Source organism: Pseudonocardia broussonetiae, from assembly GCF_013155125.1.
GTDB lineage: Bacteria > Actinomycetota > Actinomycetes > Mycobacteriales > Pseudonocardiaceae > Pseudonocardia > Pseudonocardia broussonetiae.
In genome coordinates, this window is sequence record NZ_CP053564.1 from 1,481,210 (window position 1) to 1,497,596 (window position 16,387).

At 74.7% G+C, this 16,387-nt stretch carries 19 protein-coding genes; 6 read left to right on the forward strand and 13 right to left on the reverse strand.

Features of this window, described 5'->3' with window-relative positions:
• Positions 1-82: 82 nt before the first annotated feature.
• The 3 genes from HOP40_RS07355 to HOP40_RS07365 are packed head-to-tail and all read right to left on the reverse strand — an operon-like array spanning position 83 to position 2,596.
• Complete coding sequence (locus HOP40_RS07355; RefSeq protein WP_172155938.1) at positions 83-715, reverse strand: histidine phosphatase family protein; 633 nt, start codon at positions 713-715, stop codon at positions 83-85.
• A complete protein-coding gene (pheA, locus tag HOP40_RS07360) occupies positions 712-1,656 on the reverse strand; it encodes a prephenate dehydratase (protein ID WP_172155940.1) in 945 nt (314 codons plus the stop codon). Before pheA ends, HOP40_RS07355 begins: the two co-directional genes overlap by 4 nt.
• 52 nt (positions 1,657-1,708) lie before the next feature.
• Positions 1,709-2,596, reverse strand: coding sequence for a hypothetical protein (locus HOP40_RS07365; RefSeq protein WP_172155942.1), 888 nt, complete (start codon positions 2,594-2,596; stop codon positions 1,709-1,711).
• 106 nt (positions 2,597-2,702) lie between these two features.
• On the opposite strand from HOP40_RS07365, the gene HOP40_RS07370 reads away from it, so the two are divergent.
• Complete coding sequence (locus HOP40_RS07370; RefSeq protein ID WP_172155944.1) at positions 2,703-3,470, forward strand: DUF2470 domain-containing protein; 768 nt, start codon at positions 2,703-2,705, stop codon at positions 3,468-3,470.
• On the opposite strand, the gene HOP40_RS07375 is transcribed toward HOP40_RS07370, so the two are convergent.
• Positions 3,471-3,785, reverse strand: a complete 315-nt coding sequence (locus HOP40_RS07375) for a DUF3817 domain-containing protein (RefSeq protein WP_172155946.1) — start codon at positions 3,783-3,785, stop codon at positions 3,471-3,473. It abuts the gene before it with no gap.
• A gap of 19 nt (positions 3,786-3,804) precedes the next feature.
• Positions 3,805-4,230, reverse strand: coding sequence for a hypothetical protein (locus HOP40_RS07380; protein WP_172155948.1), 426 nt, complete (start codon positions 4,228-4,230; stop codon positions 3,805-3,807).
• Positions 4,231-4,303: 73 nt separating this feature from the next.
• On the opposite strand from HOP40_RS07380, the gene HOP40_RS07385 reads away from it, so the two are divergent.
• Positions 4,304-5,035, forward strand: coding sequence for a CPBP family intramembrane glutamic endopeptidase (locus tag HOP40_RS07385; protein ID WP_172168026.1), 732 nt, complete (start codon positions 4,304-4,306; stop codon positions 5,033-5,035).
• 63 nt (positions 5,036-5,098) lie between these two features.
• Here HOP40_RS07385 and HOP40_RS07390 read toward each other — a convergent pair whose 3' ends face one another.
• On the reverse strand, positions 5,099-6,013 hold the full coding sequence (locus HOP40_RS07390) for an SDR family NAD(P)-dependent oxidoreductase (RefSeq protein ID WP_172155950.1): 915 nt from the start codon (positions 6,011-6,013) through the stop codon (positions 5,099-5,101).
• A gap of 50 nt (positions 6,014-6,063) precedes the next feature.
• Here HOP40_RS07390 and HOP40_RS07395 point away from each other — a divergent pair, with 50 nt between their 5' ends.
• Positions 6,064-6,600: a ferritin gene (locus HOP40_RS07395; RefSeq protein WP_172155952.1), complete on the forward strand. Its 537-nt coding sequence runs from the start codon at positions 6,064-6,066 to the stop codon at positions 6,598-6,600.
• A 19-nt stretch (positions 6,601-6,619) separates the two neighbouring features.
• Here the strand turns inward: HOP40_RS07395 and HOP40_RS07400 are convergent, their stop codons facing one another.
• Together HOP40_RS07400 and HOP40_RS07405 are read right to left on the reverse strand one after the other, a co-directional pair.
• Positions 6,620-7,558: a DUF5926 family protein gene (locus HOP40_RS07400; RefSeq protein WP_172155954.1), complete on the reverse strand. Its 939-nt coding sequence runs from the start codon at positions 7,556-7,558 to the stop codon at positions 6,620-6,622.
• 13 nt (positions 7,559-7,571) lie between these two features.
• Positions 7,572-9,263 carry a solute symporter family protein gene (locus tag HOP40_RS07405; RefSeq protein ID WP_172155956.1) on the reverse strand — a complete coding sequence of 564 codons (1,692 nt, stop codon included), beginning with the start codon at positions 9,261-9,263 and terminating at the stop codon, positions 7,572-7,574.
• A 104-nt stretch (positions 9,264-9,367) separates the two neighbouring features.
• On the opposite strand from HOP40_RS07405, the gene HOP40_RS07410 reads away from it, so the two are divergent.
• Genes HOP40_RS07410 through HOP40_RS07420 form a run of 3 tightly spaced genes read left to right on the forward strand, consistent with a single transcriptional unit; the run spans position 9,368 to position 11,166 of the window.
• A complete protein-coding gene (locus HOP40_RS07410; RefSeq protein ID WP_172168028.1) occupies positions 9,368-10,528 on the forward strand; it encodes a cytochrome P450 in 1,161 nt (386 codons plus the stop codon).
• A gap of 18 nt (positions 10,529-10,546) precedes the next feature.
• Positions 10,547-10,777: a FitA-like ribbon-helix-helix domain-containing protein gene (locus tag HOP40_RS07415; RefSeq protein ID WP_172155958.1), complete on the forward strand. Its 231-nt coding sequence runs from the start codon at positions 10,547-10,549 to the stop codon at positions 10,775-10,777.
• Positions 10,774-11,166, forward strand: a complete 393-nt coding sequence (locus HOP40_RS07420; protein WP_172155960.1) for a type II toxin-antitoxin system VapC family toxin — start codon at positions 10,774-10,776, stop codon at positions 11,164-11,166. Before HOP40_RS07415 ends, HOP40_RS07420 begins: the two co-directional genes overlap by 4 nt.
• On the opposite strand, the gene HOP40_RS07425 is transcribed toward HOP40_RS07420, so the two are convergent.
• The 5 genes from HOP40_RS07425 to HOP40_RS07445 form a co-directional block, all read right to left on the reverse strand.
• Positions 11,086-12,069 carry a DUF4328 domain-containing protein gene (locus tag HOP40_RS07425; protein WP_172155962.1) on the reverse strand — a complete coding sequence of 328 codons (984 nt, stop codon included), beginning with the start codon at positions 12,067-12,069 and terminating at the stop codon, positions 11,086-11,088. The genes HOP40_RS07420 and HOP40_RS07425 overlap by 81 nt on opposite strands.
• An 8-nt stretch (positions 12,070-12,077) precedes the next feature.
• Entirely contained in the window at positions 12,078-12,401 is a 324-nt protein-coding gene (locus HOP40_RS07430) for a rhodanese-like domain-containing protein (protein WP_172155964.1), read from the reverse strand.
• Between the two features lie 47 nt (positions 12,402-12,448).
• The gene (locus HOP40_RS07435; protein ID WP_172155966.1) at positions 12,449-14,068 is read right to left on the reverse strand and encodes a solute symporter family protein; all 1,620 of its coding nucleotides are present in this window, start codon (positions 14,066-14,068) and stop codon (positions 12,449-12,451) included.
• Positions 14,068-14,445: a DUF485 domain-containing protein gene (locus tag HOP40_RS07440; RefSeq protein WP_172155968.1), complete on the reverse strand. Its 378-nt coding sequence runs from the start codon at positions 14,443-14,445 to the stop codon at positions 14,068-14,070. The genes HOP40_RS07435 and HOP40_RS07440 overlap by 1 nt, the downstream gene beginning before the upstream one ends.
• A 118-nt stretch (positions 14,446-14,563) precedes the next feature.
• Positions 14,564-16,315: a sodium/solute symporter gene (locus HOP40_RS07445; protein ID WP_172155970.1), complete on the reverse strand. Its 1,752-nt coding sequence runs from the start codon at positions 16,313-16,315 to the stop codon at positions 14,564-14,566.
• Positions 16,316-16,387 lie beyond the last annotated feature (72 nt).

Here is a 16,387-nt window from a genome sequence, read left to right on the forward strand (position 1 = left end):
GTCGGGCTCTCGCTGCGACCGTGTCGGGGTCGGGCTGCGGCCGTGTCGGGGCCGGGCTGGGACCGGGGCGCTGGGGTCGCGCTCAGGCCGAGGGCGGGCCGCCGGCCGTCACGTCGCCGGGGCGGGCCGGCGCGGCGTCCCAGTGCTCCAGCACCCAGCCCTCGTCCGGGCTGCCGGTGAGGACCACCAGGCCCGTGTTGGGCACGTACTGCGTCTCGGCGGTGTCGCCCAGCAGCGCCGCGGCGGCCAGCCGGATCGCGGCACCGTGGCTGACCAGCACGACCGTGCCGTCGACGCCGCGGGTGACCGCGTCGACGGCGGGCAGGAACCGGGCGCGCAGGTCCAGCGCCGACTCGCCGCCGGGCAGGTGCGCCTGCAGGTCGCCGGTCCACCAGGTGTCGTAGACGGCGTCGAACTGCCGGCGCGCGTCCTCGTCGCCGCGACCCTCCAGGTCGCCGCAGAACACCTCGTGCACACCCTCGACGACCTCCACGGGCAGGCCGTGCGCGGCGGCGACCGGGGCCGCGGTCTGCTGGGCGCGCGTCGCGACCGAGGCGTGGACGACGTCGACCCGCTCGGCGGCGAGCCGCTCCCCCAGCGCCGCGGCCTGGCTCCGGCCGAGCGCGTTGAGCGGCGGGCCGGGCGGCGCGGAGTCGAGCACGCGCCCGACGTTGGAGTCGGTCTGGCCGTGCCGGACCAGGACCAGCCGCGTCACGAGGCGCTCCCGGCGCGCAGCCCGTCGAGCCAGGCCTGCGCGGCGGCGAACGCCGAGCCGGTGGCCGCCCCGAGCGGCGCGGCGGGGTCGCCCGTGCCGGTGGGCGCCGTGCCGTTCCCGGCGCGCGGGAACGAACCGAGGAAGCGCACCTCGTCGCAGCGCCGGTGCAGGGCGGCGAGCGCCTCGCCCATCGCGGGGTCGGCGACGTGACCGGTGCAGTCGATGTGGAACCAGTACTCGGCGTGCCGGTCCTTGATCGGACGCGACTCGATCCGGGTGAGGTCGATGCCCCGCACCGCGAGCTCGGTGAGCAGGCCGAGCAGCGACCCGGGCTCGTTGCGGGTGGTGGCGGCGAACGTCGTGCGGTCGTGGCCGGTGGGCTCCGGCGGCGGCCCGGGCGGGCCGACCAGCACGAACCGCGTGACGGCCCCGGGGTTGTCGGCGACGTCGTCGACGACGACCTCCAGCCCGTGCTGCTCGGCGGCCAGCGGTGCGGCCACGGCGGCGTCGAGGTCGCCGCGGGCGACCTGGGCGGCGGCCTCGGACGTCGACGACGTCAGCAGCACCTCGGCGCCGGGCAGGTGGCGGGCGAGCCAGCCCCGCGTCTGCGCGACGGCGTGCGGGTGCGACCCGACGCGGCGCACGGAGGCGAGGTCGGTGCCCGGAAGGGCCATCACCGCGAACCGGACCGCGACGAGCGCCTCGCGCCGGATGACCAGCGGCGGCCGCGCGACGAGCCCGTCGAGGACGGCCCCGACGGCCCCCTCGACGCTGTTCTCGATCGGGACGCAGCCCGCGTCGACCTCGCCGCGGCGCACGGCCTCGAGCACGGCGGGGCTGCCCGCGCACGGCACCAGCTCGGCACCGCGGGACTCGGGGAGCGACCGCAGCGCCTGCTCGGTGAACGTGGCGTGCGGACCGAGGAACGCCAGTCGACCCACGCCGCCGACCCTAACGGCGCGCCGCCCGCCCGGGATCGGGGGGTGAGCGGGGTCAGCGGGTGAGCAGGCCGAGCCCGGACAGCGCGACGCCGGGCGCCGGGTCGGCGCCGCACCGCGAGAACAGCCCGCGCACGCCGGCCACCGCCCGGTCGGACCAGGAGCCGACCTCCGCGGCGAGCGCGTCGCCGTCGGTGCTGCGCAGGGCGGCGGCGACGTCACCCCCGCTCAGCGCGCGGGCCACCGCGACGAGCAGGTTGACCAGGCCGTGGCGGCGCGCGACCGGCTGGTCCGGGCTGTCGACGCGCACGGCCTCGTACAGGCCGAGGGTGGTGAAGCCGCGGCCGCTGTCGGCGACCACCCGCAGGAACCGCTCGACGTCCTCGGTCGAGGGCGCGTCGGTCGGGCGGGGCCCGCCGCAGCGCAGCTTCGGCGCGCACCCCTGGTCGGCGACGCGGCGCACGGCGTCGAGCCAGGCCTGGGTGCCGTCGGGGTCGTCGTGCACCGGGCGCCGGGGCTCCACCACCGCGACGACGTCCTCGGGCACGAACTCGGCGACGCGGTCGAGCCACACGGCGTCGACGTCGGTCGGCGCGGCGGTCTCGATCGTGCGCGGCGCCAGCAGCGCGGGCCGCGAGAAGACCGTGGACAGCGCCTTGGGCACCGACCCCAGCCCGGTGTCGACGACGAGCGAGAGCTCGACGGGGCGGGACACGCTCGAGCGGGCGAGCTCCTTGACCAGCACGGGCAGCCGCGACACCGGACAGACCAGCTGCCCCACGAGGCCGCCGTACACGCCGTCGCGGGCGGCGAGGTAGCGCGCGACGACCGTCTCAACCGGGCTCGCCTCGCGCGGGGCCAGCAGGCCGGTGTCGTCGACGAGCTGCGCGAACAGGGGCGGGATCGACCAGGGTCCGGTCCCCGCCTTCGGCTGCGTCGTCACGGCCACAGACGCTAACGGGTCGGTCACGGCGGCTGCACCGGGCCTGGTGCTTGCGCCCGCCGAGACGATGAGGATAACTTAGCCTCACCTAATTCGGAGGTGTCCTTTGGGATCCACGCGCCTGCGGCGGCCACCCGCCCCCACCGACGCCGAACGCGCCCGCAGCATCACCGCGCGGGGCGGACGCGCCGCCGCGCTCGTCGGCACCGGCTCCCCCGTCGCGCACCCGCGCGCGCACCACGTGCACGCCGACGGCTCGGCCGTCCTCCTGCTCTCCGACGACGAGCCGGTGCTCGCACGCGTGACCGCCGACGGCGAGGTCCCCGTGATGCTGGAGCTGGCCGACGCCGCGCCGGTCGACCTCCGCGAGCCCGTCCGGGGCCTGCTGTGGATCACCGGGCACATCGCGCCGGTCCCCGCCGAGCGCGCGCGCCGCATCGCCGTCGGGCTCGTCGAGCAGCACCCGTACCCGGCGATGCTGGAGCTCGGGCACGGCGCGACCATGGTGCGCCTGACGCCCGGGTCCGCCGTGCTGTCCGACGCCGAGGGCACCGCCGCGCTCTCGCCGCTCGACCTCGCCGCCGCCCGGCCCGACCCGTTCTGCCGCTACGAGCGCGACTGGCTCGGGCACCTCGAGCGCGTCCACCCCGAGGTGTTCACCGCGCTGGCCCGGCACCTGCCGCCCGCACTGCGCGACGTCCGCGACGCCCGGGTGCGCCCGCTCGGCGTCGACCGCTGCGGGTTGCGCCTGCGCGTCGAGACCGGCGACCGCGACCACGACGTGCGGCTGGCCTGGGAGGCCCCGATCGAGACCGTCGAGGAGCTGCGGACGCAGTTCCAGCGGATGGTCGGGTGCCCGTTCAGGCGGCAGTGATCACGCGGCGGCCGTCAGGGCCCGCACCCGCCGGGTGACCGCGCGCTCGGCCACGAACGACGCGATCGGGATGGTGCCGGCGAGCAGCACGACCAGCGCCTCCAGCGGCTTGGCCCGCACCCGCTCGGCCAGGATCAGCGTGCAGACGATGTAGAGCATGTACAGGAAGCCGTGCGTGACGCCGACGACCGCGACCGGCCCCGGCGTGTCGAAGAAGTACTTGAGCGGCATGGCCACGAAGACCAGCACGATCAGGCCGACGCCGGTGACCCAGGCGGCGATGCGGTAGTTGCGCAGGGCGGTCGGGATCGACACGGGTGGGTCCTCCGGTGGTCTAGCGGGAGTCGCGCTCGGCGAGCTGCCGCAGCATCTGGTTGTAGGCGACGAGCCGGGGGTTCTCGTCCTCGGTGAGCTCCGGCACGGCCTCGCGGGGGCGGGCGGTGAACGGCGACGGCGCGGCGTCGGACGCCGGCTCCGGCGCGGCGGGGGCGGCGGGCTCAGCGGCCGGGGCGGGTGCGGGCTCCGGCTCCGGGGCCTCGGGCAGGCCCCGGGCCTCCAGCCGCAGGAACCGCCACCACATCACGCCGAAGAACAGCGCGAACACCGGCCACTGCAGGCCGTAGCCGACGTTCAGCGCGCTGCCCAGCGCCGATCCGGCCCGCTGCCACTGCCACACCGCGAGCCACCCGCAGGTGAGCATCGCGCCGAGCGTGAGCAGGTGCCACAGCATCCAGCGGGGGGAGAGGGCCAGCCGCAACACGCCGTCCAGACTACGCCGCCGGTAGCGTCGGACCGTGTCCACGCCCGTGATCACCGACCCGCGCACGCGCCGGATGCTCGGCACCGAGGTGCTGGTGGTCCTGACCGTGACGCTGGGGCTGTCGGCCGTGCGGAGCGCGCTGAGCCTCGTCGACTCGCTGCTGCAGCCCGTCCCGCTCTCCGAGCAGCAGGTGGCGCTGAACGCGCCCGCCGCGCAGGCCGAGCTGGTCGACCTGGCCCTGCAGCTCCTGCGCGTGCTGCAGCTCGTCGGCTGGGGGGCGCTGGGGGCGTACCTGCTGGTGCGCGGGGGGATCGCGCTGCGCGCGGTCGGCCTCGACGCCCGCCGCCCCGGCCGCGACGCGCTGGGCGCCGCCGGGCTGGCCGCGCTCATCGGCGTGCCCGGGCTCGGGCTCTACCTCGTGGCGCGCGCGCTCGGCGTCAGCCTCGCCGTCGCGCCCTCGACGCTCGACCAGACCTGGTGGCAGCTCCCGGTGCTCGTCCTGTCCGCGGCCGCGAACAGCTGGGCCGAGGAGGTCGTGATGGTGGCGTACCTGATCACCCGGCTGCGCCAGCTCGGGTGGTCGGAGAACGGGTCGCTGCTGGCCCAGGCCCTGCTGCGCGGGGCGTACCACCTGTACCAGGGGCTCGGCGGCTTCGTCGGCAACGTGGTGATGGGGCTGGTGTTCGGCCGCGTCTGGCAACGCACCCACCGCCTCTGGGCGCTGGTGGGCGCGCACGCGCTGATCGACGTCGTGGCCTTCGCCGGCTACGCCCTGCTGGCCGGCCGGGTCGGCTGGCTGCCCTGACGGGCTCGTGAGTGGCAACCGTGGCAGAGCCACGTTGCCACTCACGGGCGGCGGAGCCGCAGCTCAGAGAGCCAGGATCTGGTACCGCATCCGGGCCATCATGTTCTCCGGGCCCGGCTGGATGCCGCTGGCGGCCCACAGGTCGTCGATGCGGCCGCCGATGTCCTCGGGATCCCAGCGCTTCCCGTCGTTCTTGACCTCCGCCACGCTGGTGTAGGGCTGGAAGATCTCGATGCTGTCGCCCTGCACGCCGAAGACCTTGCCGCTGATGTGCGCGGAGGCGTCCGAGCAGAGGAAGGCGACGAGCGGCGCGACGTTCTCCGGGGCGAAGAAGTCGAACTCGCCGCGGGCGATCGCGGCGTCGCGCTCGTCGCGGAACTCCTGGGGCATGAGGTCGAGCGTCATGGCCGTGAGGGCCGTCGGGGCGATCGCGTTCGACGTGATGCCGCCGCGCGCGCCCTCCATCGCGACGATCGTGGAGAAGGCCGCGATGCCGGCCTTGGCCGCGCCGTAGTTGGTCTGGCCGAAGTTGCCGAGGATGCCCGACGTCGACGCCGTGTGGACGACGTGGCCGGGCTTGCCCGCCTCCTTCCAGTGCTGCACCGCGGCGCGGGTGGGCAGGAAGTGCCCGCGCAGGTGGACGCGGATCACGGCGTCCCAGTCGTCGTCGGAGAGCTTGGCGAGGGTCTTGTCGCGCAGGATGCCGGCGTTGTTGACCAGCGCGTCGAGCCGGCCGAACTCCGAGAGCGCCGTGGCGACCAGCGAGTTCGCGACGTCGGCGTCGGCGACGTCCCCGCTCGCGGCGACCGCGCGGCCCCCGGCGGCGACGATCTCCTTGGCCACCGACTCGCCCGTGGACGGGTCGAACTCGGCCACGACGACCGCGGCCCCCTGCGCCGCGCACTCCAGAGCCTCACCACGGCCGATACCGCGGCCCGCACCCGTGACGATGACGACCTTGCCATCCAGAAGTCCCATGGCCCGAGCATATGACCCGTCGGTAACCATCGCCGACGTATCCTGGAGTGATGTCGGACGAGCCGGAGTTCCAGGCCCTGCTGCGCGACCAGATCCGCAACGAGTTCACGGCGTCCCAGCAGTACACCGCCGTCGCCGTCTACCTCGACGCCCAGGACCTCCCCCGGCTCGCCGCGCACTTCTACGCGCAGTCGCTCGAGGAGCGCCACCACGCGATGAGCATGGTGCAGTACCTGCTCGACACCGGGCAGCCCGTCCACATCCCGGGAGTCGACGACGTCCGCAACGACTTCACCTCCGTCGAGGACGTCGTGCGGCTCGCCCTGGCGCAGGAGAGGGTCGTCACCGAGCAGATCACCCGGCTGGCCCGCACCGCCCGCGACGAGGGCGACTACCTCGGCGAGCAGTTCATGCAGTGGTTCCTCAAGGAGCAGGTCGAGGAGGTCGCCTCGATGTCGACGCTGCTCACGGTGGTGCAGCGCGCGGGCGAGAACCTCTTCCACATCGAGGACTTCGTCAACCGCGAGCTGAGCCGGGCCGGCGCCGCCGACCCGACCGCGCCGCCGGTGGCGGGCAGCCGGGCCTGAGCGGCTCCGGGGAGCGCTCCTAGCGGAGCGTGACCTGCTTGCCCGCGAGGGCGTCGCGGGCGCGGCGCTCGTCGGAGGTGAGCGGGGCGGTGTCGGCCAGGGCCTGCTCCAGCCCGGCGGCGAAGTCGGTGACCGGCTTCGACCACTCCGACGCGTGCATCTCCCGGTCCAGGTCCCACACCGGCACGAGCAGGCCGTGGGCGCGGAACGACCCGGCGTACTTCGTGCCCTCGCCCAGCCCGAGCTGGCCGCGGGCCTGCAGCCGGGCGAGCGCGGCGACGAGCCGGTCCTCCGGCTCGGGGCGCACCCAGCGCAGGTGCGCCTTGGTGCCGGTGTCGACCCAGTAGGCCGCGCGCACGCCCTCGCCGGTGACGGCCTCGGTCGGCATGATCACCGCGTTGGCCCGCTCGACGGTGGCCAGCACCTCGGCGGTCGGCTCGCTGCCGTCCTCGGGGGCCACCCACCAGGCGAAGTCGGAGTGCAGGGTGAGGTCGAGCGGCGCGTCGGCGTCGAGGACGTCCTGCAGCCGCGTGGCGTCGTCGACGCCGGTCAGGTTCGGGCCCACGACCGGCAGCGCCGTGCCGGGCTCGGCCGCGAGGCCCCAGGCCAGCGCGCGGGCGAGGTCGGCCGACAGGTCGCCGGAGCGGGTCTGGACCTGCATCCCGAGCAGGACGTCGCCGCTCGGGCGGACCAGTGCGGCCGACGCACCGGGCAGCACCGACGCGAGCGTCACGGTGCGCCCGCCCGCGTCCTTCAACGGCAGCGGCGCGGTGGCCGAGGGCAGGAACTCGCGGAGCGCGACCAGGTCGCACTCCGCGGCCAGGCCCTCGAACGGCCGGGTGACGATGACGTCGTCACCCGCGCCGTGGCAGGCCTTGAAGCGCTTGCCGGAGCCGCAGGGGCAGGGGCGGCGCGGGTTCTCCCCCGCCGGGGCCGCAACACGTGTCTTCTTCGCCATGGTCCGGGAAACGCTAGCGGGGCCGCGGGGCCGGGGTCGGGCGGGGTGCGAACGAGTCGCCGCGCGGCGGCTGCGCGACCGGTGCCGGCGGGCTCGCCGGACGGCCGGCGGCACCGGCACCGGTGAGCGCGCGGACCTCCATCTCGGCGAACCGGCGCTGCGCGTCGTCGTCGCGCGGCCCGATCAGGGTGCCGATGACGCCGAGCAGGAACGACAGCGGGATCGACACGATGCCCGGGTTGGCCAGCGGGAACAGCGCGAAGTCGGCGTTCGGCAGCATCGAGGTGGGCGCGCCGGACACCGCGGGCGACACGATCACGAGGAACAGCGCCGTGCCCATGCCGCCGTACATGCTGTAGAGCGCGCCGGTGGTGTTGAACCGCTTCCAGAACAGCGAGAACACCAGCGAGGCCATGTTGGCCGAGGCCGCCACCGCGAACGCCAGGCTGACCAGGACGGCCACGTTCTGGCCGTTGGCCAGGATCCCGCCGCCCACCGCGACGAGGCCGACGACGACCGCCGTGCGCCGCGCCACGCGCACCTCGTCGGCCGGCTCGGCCCGGCCCTTGCGCAGCACGTTGGCGTACACGTCGTGGGCGAACGACGCCGACGCCGTGATCGTCAGGCCGGCGACGACGGCCAGGATCGTGGCGAACGCGACCGCCGCGACGATCCCGAGCAGGAGCTCCCCGCCGAGGCGGTAGGCCAGCAGCGGCGCCGCCGAGTTCGACGCACCGGGCGAGGACATGATCGTCTCGGCGCCGACCAGCGCGGACGCGCCGTAGCCGATGACCAGGACGCAGAGGAAGAAGCCGCCGATCAGCCAGATCGCCCAGACCACCGAGCGGCGGGCCTCCTGGGCCGTGGGCACGGTGTAGAAGCGCATGAGGATGTGCGGAAGGCTCGCCGGGCCGAGCACCGCGGCCAGCGACAGCGAGATGAAGTCGATGCGCGAGAGCTCGGTGCGGCCGTACTGCAGGCCCGGCACGAGCAGCGCCTCACCGGTGGCCGGGCTGTTCTCGACCGCGGCGCCGAGCAGCTCGGAGAAGTTGAACGCGTAGCGGCCGAGCAGCCAGGCGGCCAGCACGAGCCCGGTGACGATGAGCAGGTTGGCCTTGAGGATCTGCACCCAGGTGGTGCCCTTCATCCCGCCGACCAGCACGTAGACGATCATGACCGCGCCCACGACCGCGATCACGACGCTCTGCGCGAACCGGTTGGAGTTCGGGATGCCGAGCAGCAGCGCGATCAGTCCGCCCGCGCCCGCGACCTGGGCGATCAGGTAGAGCACCGACACCAGCAGCGTCGACGTGGCGGCCGCCGAGCGCACCGGGCGCTGGCGCAGCCGGTAGCTCAGGACGTCGCCCATCGTGTAGCGGCCGGTGTTGCGCAGCCACTCCGCGACCAGCAGCAGCGCCACCAGCCACGCGACGAACGAGCCGATCGCGTAGAGCAGGCCGTCGTAGCCGAACACGGCGACGGCCCCGGCGATGCCGAGGAACGCGGCGGCGGAGAGGTAGTCCCCCGCCAGCGCCACGCCGTTCTGCGGCCCGGTGAAGGCGCTGCCGCCCGTGTAGTACTGGGCGGCGGTGCGGTTGCCGCGGCCGGCGCGGAACACCACCACGAGGGTCAGCGCCACGAAGGCGCCGAAGATGGCCACGTTGACGGTGGGGTTACCGACCGTGGGCGCTTGCGCGAGGAGCACGTCGTCGTCCTTCCGGGGCAGAATGCGGGCACCGCCCGTCCTTCTCCAACGACGCCGGCTGCGTTAAGTCACCGATTGGTCACGTTGGGAGATCCTCTGTGCCCGTGTTCGACCCCGCCGACGTCGGCTTCCTCGCCGATCCCTACCCCGCCTTCGCGCTGCTCAGGGCCCTGGGACCGGTGCACGACCACCCCTCGCTCGGCACCCCGGTCGCCGTCTCGCACGCGGCCTGCTCGGCCCTCCTGCGCGGGCGCGACCTGGGCCGGATCTGGGCCGACGCCGAGCCCACCGCCGAGTTCGCCGCGTTCAACCTGCTGCACCGCAACTCCCTGCTCGAGCGCGAGGGCGAGCCGCACCACCGGCTGCGCGCCGCCGTCGCCGGGGCGTTCAACCGCGGCCACACCGCCCGGCTGGAGCCGTGGGTCCGCGGGCTGGCGGGCCGGCTCGTCGACGACCTGGCGGCCGGGATCGCCGCCGACGGCAGCGCCGACGTGATCGCGGTGCTCGCCGCGGCGCTGCCCGTAGAGGTCATCGCGGAGCTGCTCGGCGTGCCCGAGCCGGAGCGGTCGGCGCTGCGCGGCTGGTCGAACGCGATCGTGACGATGTACGAGCCCGACCCCGGCCTGGAGCGGAAGGCCGCCGCGGAGCGGGCGTCGGCCGAGTTCGTCGCGGCGCTGCGCGAGCTGGCCGAGCACCGCCGGCGGCACCCCGGCGAGGACCTGGTGAGCGACCTCGTCGCCGCCGGGATCGACGCCGACGAGCTCGTCGGCACGGCGGCGCTGCTGCTCATGGCGGGCCACGAGGCCACCGTCAACGTCATCGGCAACGGGGTCCTGGCCCTGCTGCGCCACCCCGCGCAGTGGGACGTGCTGGCCACGGCGCCGCTCGGGCCCGCGGTCGAGGAGCTGATCCGCTACGACCCGCCGCTGCAGCTGTTCGAGCGCACGGCCGTCGTCGACACCGAGGTGGCCGGGCACCCCGTCCCCGCGGGCACGCGGATCGCCGCCCTGCTCGGCGCCGCCGCCCACGACCCGCAGGTGTTCGAGCGCCCCGACGAGCTCGACGTCACCCGTGCCCACAACCCGCACCTGGGGTTCGGGCTCGGCGTGCACTACTGCCTGGGCGCCCCGCTGGCCCGGCTCGAGGTGGCCGCCGCGCTCGACGCGCTGCGCACCCGGCTGCCCGGCCTGGCCCTGGCGGCCGAGCCGGAGCGGCGCCCGGACTTCGTGATGCGCGGCCTGCGGACGCTGCCCGTCACGGCGTAGTGCATGTATTCTGCCTGCATGGTGGCCATCCAGATCCGCGACGTCCCCGACGACGTCCGCGACGCGCTGGTCGCCCAGGCGGAGGCACGCGGGCAGTCGCTGCAGCGGTACCTGCTGGGGATCGTCAGCGCCCAGGCGCGGCGGTCGCGCAACACCGAGCTCCTGGCCCGGTTCGCGACCCGGGCCGACGGCGTCCGCTCGGGCCCGGGAGAGACCGCCGCCGAGCTCGCGGCGGAACGCGGCGAGTGATCGTCGTCGACGCCTCCGTCCTCGTCGACGCCCTGCTCGACGACGGCCCGGCAGGCTCCGCGGCCCGCGCCGCGCTCACGCCCGACGCCGAATGGGCGGCGCCGCCGGTCCTCCCGGTCGAGGTCCTGTCCGTGGCGCGTCGGCGGGTGCTGCGCGGTCAGGTCGCGCCGCAGCGGGCCGCAGACGCCGTCGACGCCCTGGCCGGGTTCGAGGTGACCTGGGCCGATCCGGTCGCCCTGGTCACGCGCATCTGGGAGCTGCGGGAGAACGTCACGGCGTTCGACGCGGCGTACGTGGCCACGGCCGAGCTACTCGACTGCGACCTGCTCACCGGCGACCACCGGCTGGTGCGCGCGAGCGGGCCCCGCTGCCGCATCCGGACGCCCTGACCCGGTCACCCGGACCAGCAGCTCCCGCCGGTCCGACCGGGCCGGGGAGAGCAGGCGGGTGAGGTGCCCGACCAGCACCGCGGTGACGCCCGCGGTGGCGGCGGCGAGCACGTCGAGCAGGGCGTGCAGGAGCACCCCGTCGGCCCGGGCCTGCACGCCGGTGCGCAGGCCCCACAGCAGCACCACCGCCGACAGCACGACGCCCGCGGCCCACAGGCCCCACCACACGAGCACCAGCCGGGACGGGCGCGGCCGCGCGCCGGCGGGGCGCCGCAGCGCGGTGTGCTCGATCTCGGCGAGCACCGCCCCGGGCACGGCCAGGTTCAGCCCCGGCACGACCCAGCCGAGGACGACGTCGCGGGTGCGGCGCGAGGGCACGACCCCGGCCCCCGCGGCGGCGGCCGCCGCGGCCCGCACCGTCCACAGCACGACGAGCGCGCCCGCGAGCACCGTCATGACCGGCGCGATCGTGCCGGCCGAGAGCACCAGCGCGTCCGAGGCGGCCACCACGGGCCCGCTCAGGGCGTCGGCCCGGCTGGCCAGCAGCAGCGCGTAGCGCCAGACCTCGGCACCCGCGGCGACCAGCGCCACCGCCGCCGTGGCCCACAGCAGCGGCACGGCGGTGCCCGCCAGCGCGCGGGCGGCGTGGAGCGGCGTGGCGCCCTCCGGGCCGGTGGCGCGGACCCAGGGCAGCGCCGGGTAGCCACCGCGCTGCGGCCGCGTGCGCGGCGGCCCGGCGTAGGGCCGGCGCGGCACCGGCACCACGGGCGGGGTGTCGGGCGCCGGCGGGGCCGCGACCCACTCCAGCGCCGCCAGGTACCGGCCGCAGTACGGGCAGAACGGCCCGGCCCCGGTCGCCGACGTCCGGCGGCACCGGGGGCAGGTCTGCGGCGCGGGGGGCACGGGCGGGGCTAGACGATCGCCGGGGACGCGCCGCCCTCGGCGACGACCGGCCGGCCCTGCGCGGCCCAGACCTGCATCCCGCCCTCGACGTTGACGGCCGGGTGGCCCTGCGCGGCGAGGTACTGCACGACCTGCGCCGACCGGCCGCCGGAGCGGCAGACGACGTAGAGCGGGTCGTCGGCGGGCACCTCGTTGATGCGCGCGACGAGCTGCGACATCGGCAGGTGCCGCGCGCCGGGGGCGTGCCCGGCGTCCCACTCGTCGATCTCGCGGACGTCGAGCATCGGGGCGTCGGCGGGGATCCCGGTCACCGGTACGGAAGGAACGCTCATGCCCCCGATCCTGCCACGCGCGCCGGTCAGGACCCGGTGAGGACGGATCAGTGCCGGACGGCCTTCTCCGACCCCGCGCCGGTCAGCGACCGGACCTCCATCTCGGCGAACTTGGCGTGGTCGAAGTTGCGCGACCCGCCGACGAAGGTGCCGATGATCCCGAGCAGGAACGACAGCGGGATCGACACGATGCCCGGGTTCTCCAGCGGGAAGAAGTCGAACCCGCCGCCGGGCAGGATCACGCTCTTCGGCCCGGACACCACCGGCGAGAACACGATCAGCAGCACGCAGCTGGCCAGGCCGCCGTAGATGCTGAACAGCGCGCCCATCGTGTTGAACCGCTTCCAGAACAGCGAGTACAGGATCGTCGGCAGGTTCGCCGAGGCGGCCACGGCGAACGCCAGCGCCACCAGGAACGCGATGTTGATGCCGTTGACCAGGATCCCGCCGACGATCGCGACGGCGCCGACGACGAGCGCCGTCAGCCGCGCGACGCGCACCTCCGAGTCCGGGGACGCCTCGCCGTTCTTGATGACGTTGGCGTAGACGTCGTGGGCGAACGAGGCCGACGCCGTGATCGTCAGCCCGGCCACGACCGCGAGGATCGTGGCGAACGCGACCGCGGAGATGATGCCGAGCAGGACCTCGCCGCCGAGCTGGAACGCGAGCAGCGGCGCCGCGGAGTTGGCCCCGCCCGGCGCGGCGGCGATGTTGGCCGGCCCGACCAGCGCGGCCGCCCCGTAGCCCAGGACGAGCGTGAACAGGTAGAAGACCCCGATCAGCCAGATCGCCCAGACCACCGACCGGCGGGCGTCCTTGGCCGTGGGCACGGTGTAGAAGCGCATGAGGATGTGCGGCAGGCCCGCGGTGCCCAGCACCAGCGCGAGGCCGAGGGAGATGAAGTCGACCGGGTTCGTGTACTGCAGGCCCGGGTTGAGCAGCGCCTCGCCGCGCTCCGGGCTGTTCTCGACCGCGCGCCCGAGCAGCTCGGAGAGGTTGAACCCGACGATGCCCAGCACCCACGCCGTCATCACCGCGGCGCCCACGATCAGCAGCGCCGCCTTGATGATCTGCACGTACGTGGTGCCCTTCATGCCTCCCACGAGCACGTAGACGATCATCAGGACCCCGACGACGGCGATGACGACGCTCTGCCCGACGCGGTTGGTGTTGGGGATCTGCAGCAGCAGCGCGATCAGCCCGCCCGCGCCGGCCATCTGCGCGAGCAGGTAGAAGAACGACACGACCAGCGTCGACGTGGCCGCGGCGGCGCGGACCGGCCGCTGCCGCATCCGGAACGCCAGGACGTCGCCCATCGTGAACTTGCCGGTGTTGCGCAGGAGCTCGGCCACCAGCAGCAGCGCGACGAGCCAGGCCACCAGGAAGCCGATGGAGTAGAGGAAGCCGTCGTAGCCGTTGAGCGCGATCGCGCCCGCGATGCCCAGGAACGACGCCGCGGAGAGGTAGTCCCCCGCGATCGCGACGCCGTTCTGCGGCCCGGTGAACGAGCGGCCGGCGGCGTAGTAGTCCGATGCAGACCGGTTGGTACGGCTGGCGCGGTACACGAAGTACAGCGTGACCAGCACGAACGCGGCGAAGATGCCGATGTTCAGCCCGACGTTCCCGACCTGCGTCGGGGCGGCCTGACCGGTCTGCGCAGGGACCATCAGCGTCGGCCCTCCGGGCGGTGACCCTCGACGCGGTGACCCTCGGCGCGGTGACCCTCGACGCGCAGGCGCAGGCGCTCGGCGGCGGGGTCGAGGTGGCGGTTCGCGTAGCGCACGTAGATGGTGGTGATCGCGAACGTGGTGACGAACTGCAGCAGGCCGATGACCAGACCGACGTTGATGTTGCCGGCGACCTTGATCGCCATGAAGTCGCGCGCGTAGGACGCCAGCAGCACGTAGGCCAGGTACCAGACCAGGAACGCCGCGCTCATCGGGAAGACGAAGCGCCGCAGCCGTGACCGCAGGTCGGCGAACTCCGCGCTGTCCTGCACCTCTTCGTAGACGGTCCTCGTCGATCGTTCGCCGACAGTGCTCACGTCGGTCCCTCCCGGTCGTCCTGCGCAAGCCCGTGCGGCCCCCACTACCACTGGGAACGAGACCCCGGCCACACGGGAACGTGGAGATACTCCAACGGGTGACTGTGGGCCGCAACACCTAACGCAGCGTGCGGTTCTCCCCGTCCGCCAGGCGGTCGCGGGTGAGCCCCAGGCGCTCGGGGGCGTGCAGCCGGAGCAGGATCTGGTCGACGTCCGTCGGCCGGCGGTCGCGGGTGAGCAGGCTGACGACCACCATCGTCAGGAAGGCGGCGGGGACGCTGACGACCGCCGGGCGGTAGAGCAGCACGCCGAGCGCGCCGTCGTCGCCGAACCCCGCGAGGCTGACGGCCACCGCGCCCGCCGACAGCAGCCCGCCGACCAGCACGCCCGCCACCGCCCCGTGATCGGTGAGCCCGCGCCACCAGATGCCCAGCACGAGCAGCGGGCAGAACGTCGACGCCGCCACGGCGAACACCAGCGCGACGGCCTCGGAGAAGTCGAGCCGGCTCACGCCCAGCGCCAACCCGAGCGGCACGAGCCCGGCGAGGACGGCGGCGAACCGGAAGTCGCGCACGCGCCGCCGCTTGAACACGTCGGTGGACAGCACCCCGGCCACGCTGACGATCAGGCCCGAGGACGTCGACAGGAACGCCGCCCACGCCCCTGCCGCGACGAACGCGCCGACCAGGATCCCGGCCCAGCCGCTGCCGAGCACGGCGGTGGGCAGCAGCAGCACCGCCGCGTCGGTCTCGCCGCTGACGAGCAGCTGCGGGGTGTAGAGCCGCGACAGCGCCCCGAGCACCGTGACCGTGATGTAGAAGCCGCCGAGCAGCGCGAGCACGACCACGGCGCTGCGGCGGGCGGTGCGGCCGTCGGGGTTGGTGTAGAAGCGCACGAGCACGTGCGGCAGGCCCATCGTGCCCAGGAACGTGGCGATGATCAGCGAGTACGTCGCCAGCAGGCCGTTCTGCCGGCCCTCGGGGAAGGGCGTGACCCAGTCGGCGTCGGCCGCGGGGGCGCCCGCGACGACCGGCACCGGGGTTCCGCCCTCGAACCCGAGCTGCGCCCCGGTCCGCACGGAGTGCAGCCCGGGCTGCCACGCGAGCGCCGCGCCGCGCACGTCGACGCCGTCGACGGTGCCGGTGGCGACGACCGCGGTGGGCACCCGGACGTCGAGGAGCACGTCGGTGCGGATGTCGACGGTGGTGGCGGCGGGGAACTCCGGCGGCGCCGGGCGGTCGAACTCGCGGACGTCGCCGAGGAAGTAGGAGATCGCGATGATCGCCGGCAGGGCGACGGCGGAGAGCTTGAGCCAGTACTGGAAGGCCTGGACGAACGTGATCGAGCGCATCCCGCCCAGCGCCACGGTCAGGACGACGACGACCCCCGCCGCCAGCACGCCCATCCAGGACGGCAGCCCGGTGACGATCATGACGGTGAGGCCCGCGCCCTGGAACTGCGGCAGCACGTAGAGCCAGCCGATGAGCAGCACGAACCCGGTGCAGACGCGGCGCAGCAGGGGCGAGGCGAGCCGGGCCTCGGCGAAGTCGGGCACCGTGTACGCCCCCGAGCGGCGCAGCGGCGCGGCCACGAACAGCACCAGCGCGAGGTAGCCCGCGGTGAACCCGACCGGGTACCAGAGCGCGTCGACGCCGTCGCGCAGGATCAGCCCGGCCACGCCCAGGAACGACGCCGCCGACAGGTACTCCCCCGAGATCGCCCCGGCGTTGGCGGCGGGCCCGACCGAGCGCGAGGCCACGAGGAAGTCCGACGTGCTGCGCGTGACGCGCACGCCGATCGCCCCGATCACCGCCGAGGTGACCGCGACGGCCAGCATGGCCACCAGCGCGACGATGCCGCTCGTGCTCATCCCGTCACCCGGTCGGGGAGGGTCGGCGACGGCATGGGGCCACTATGGCAAGCCGGACCACGTGCGGTCACC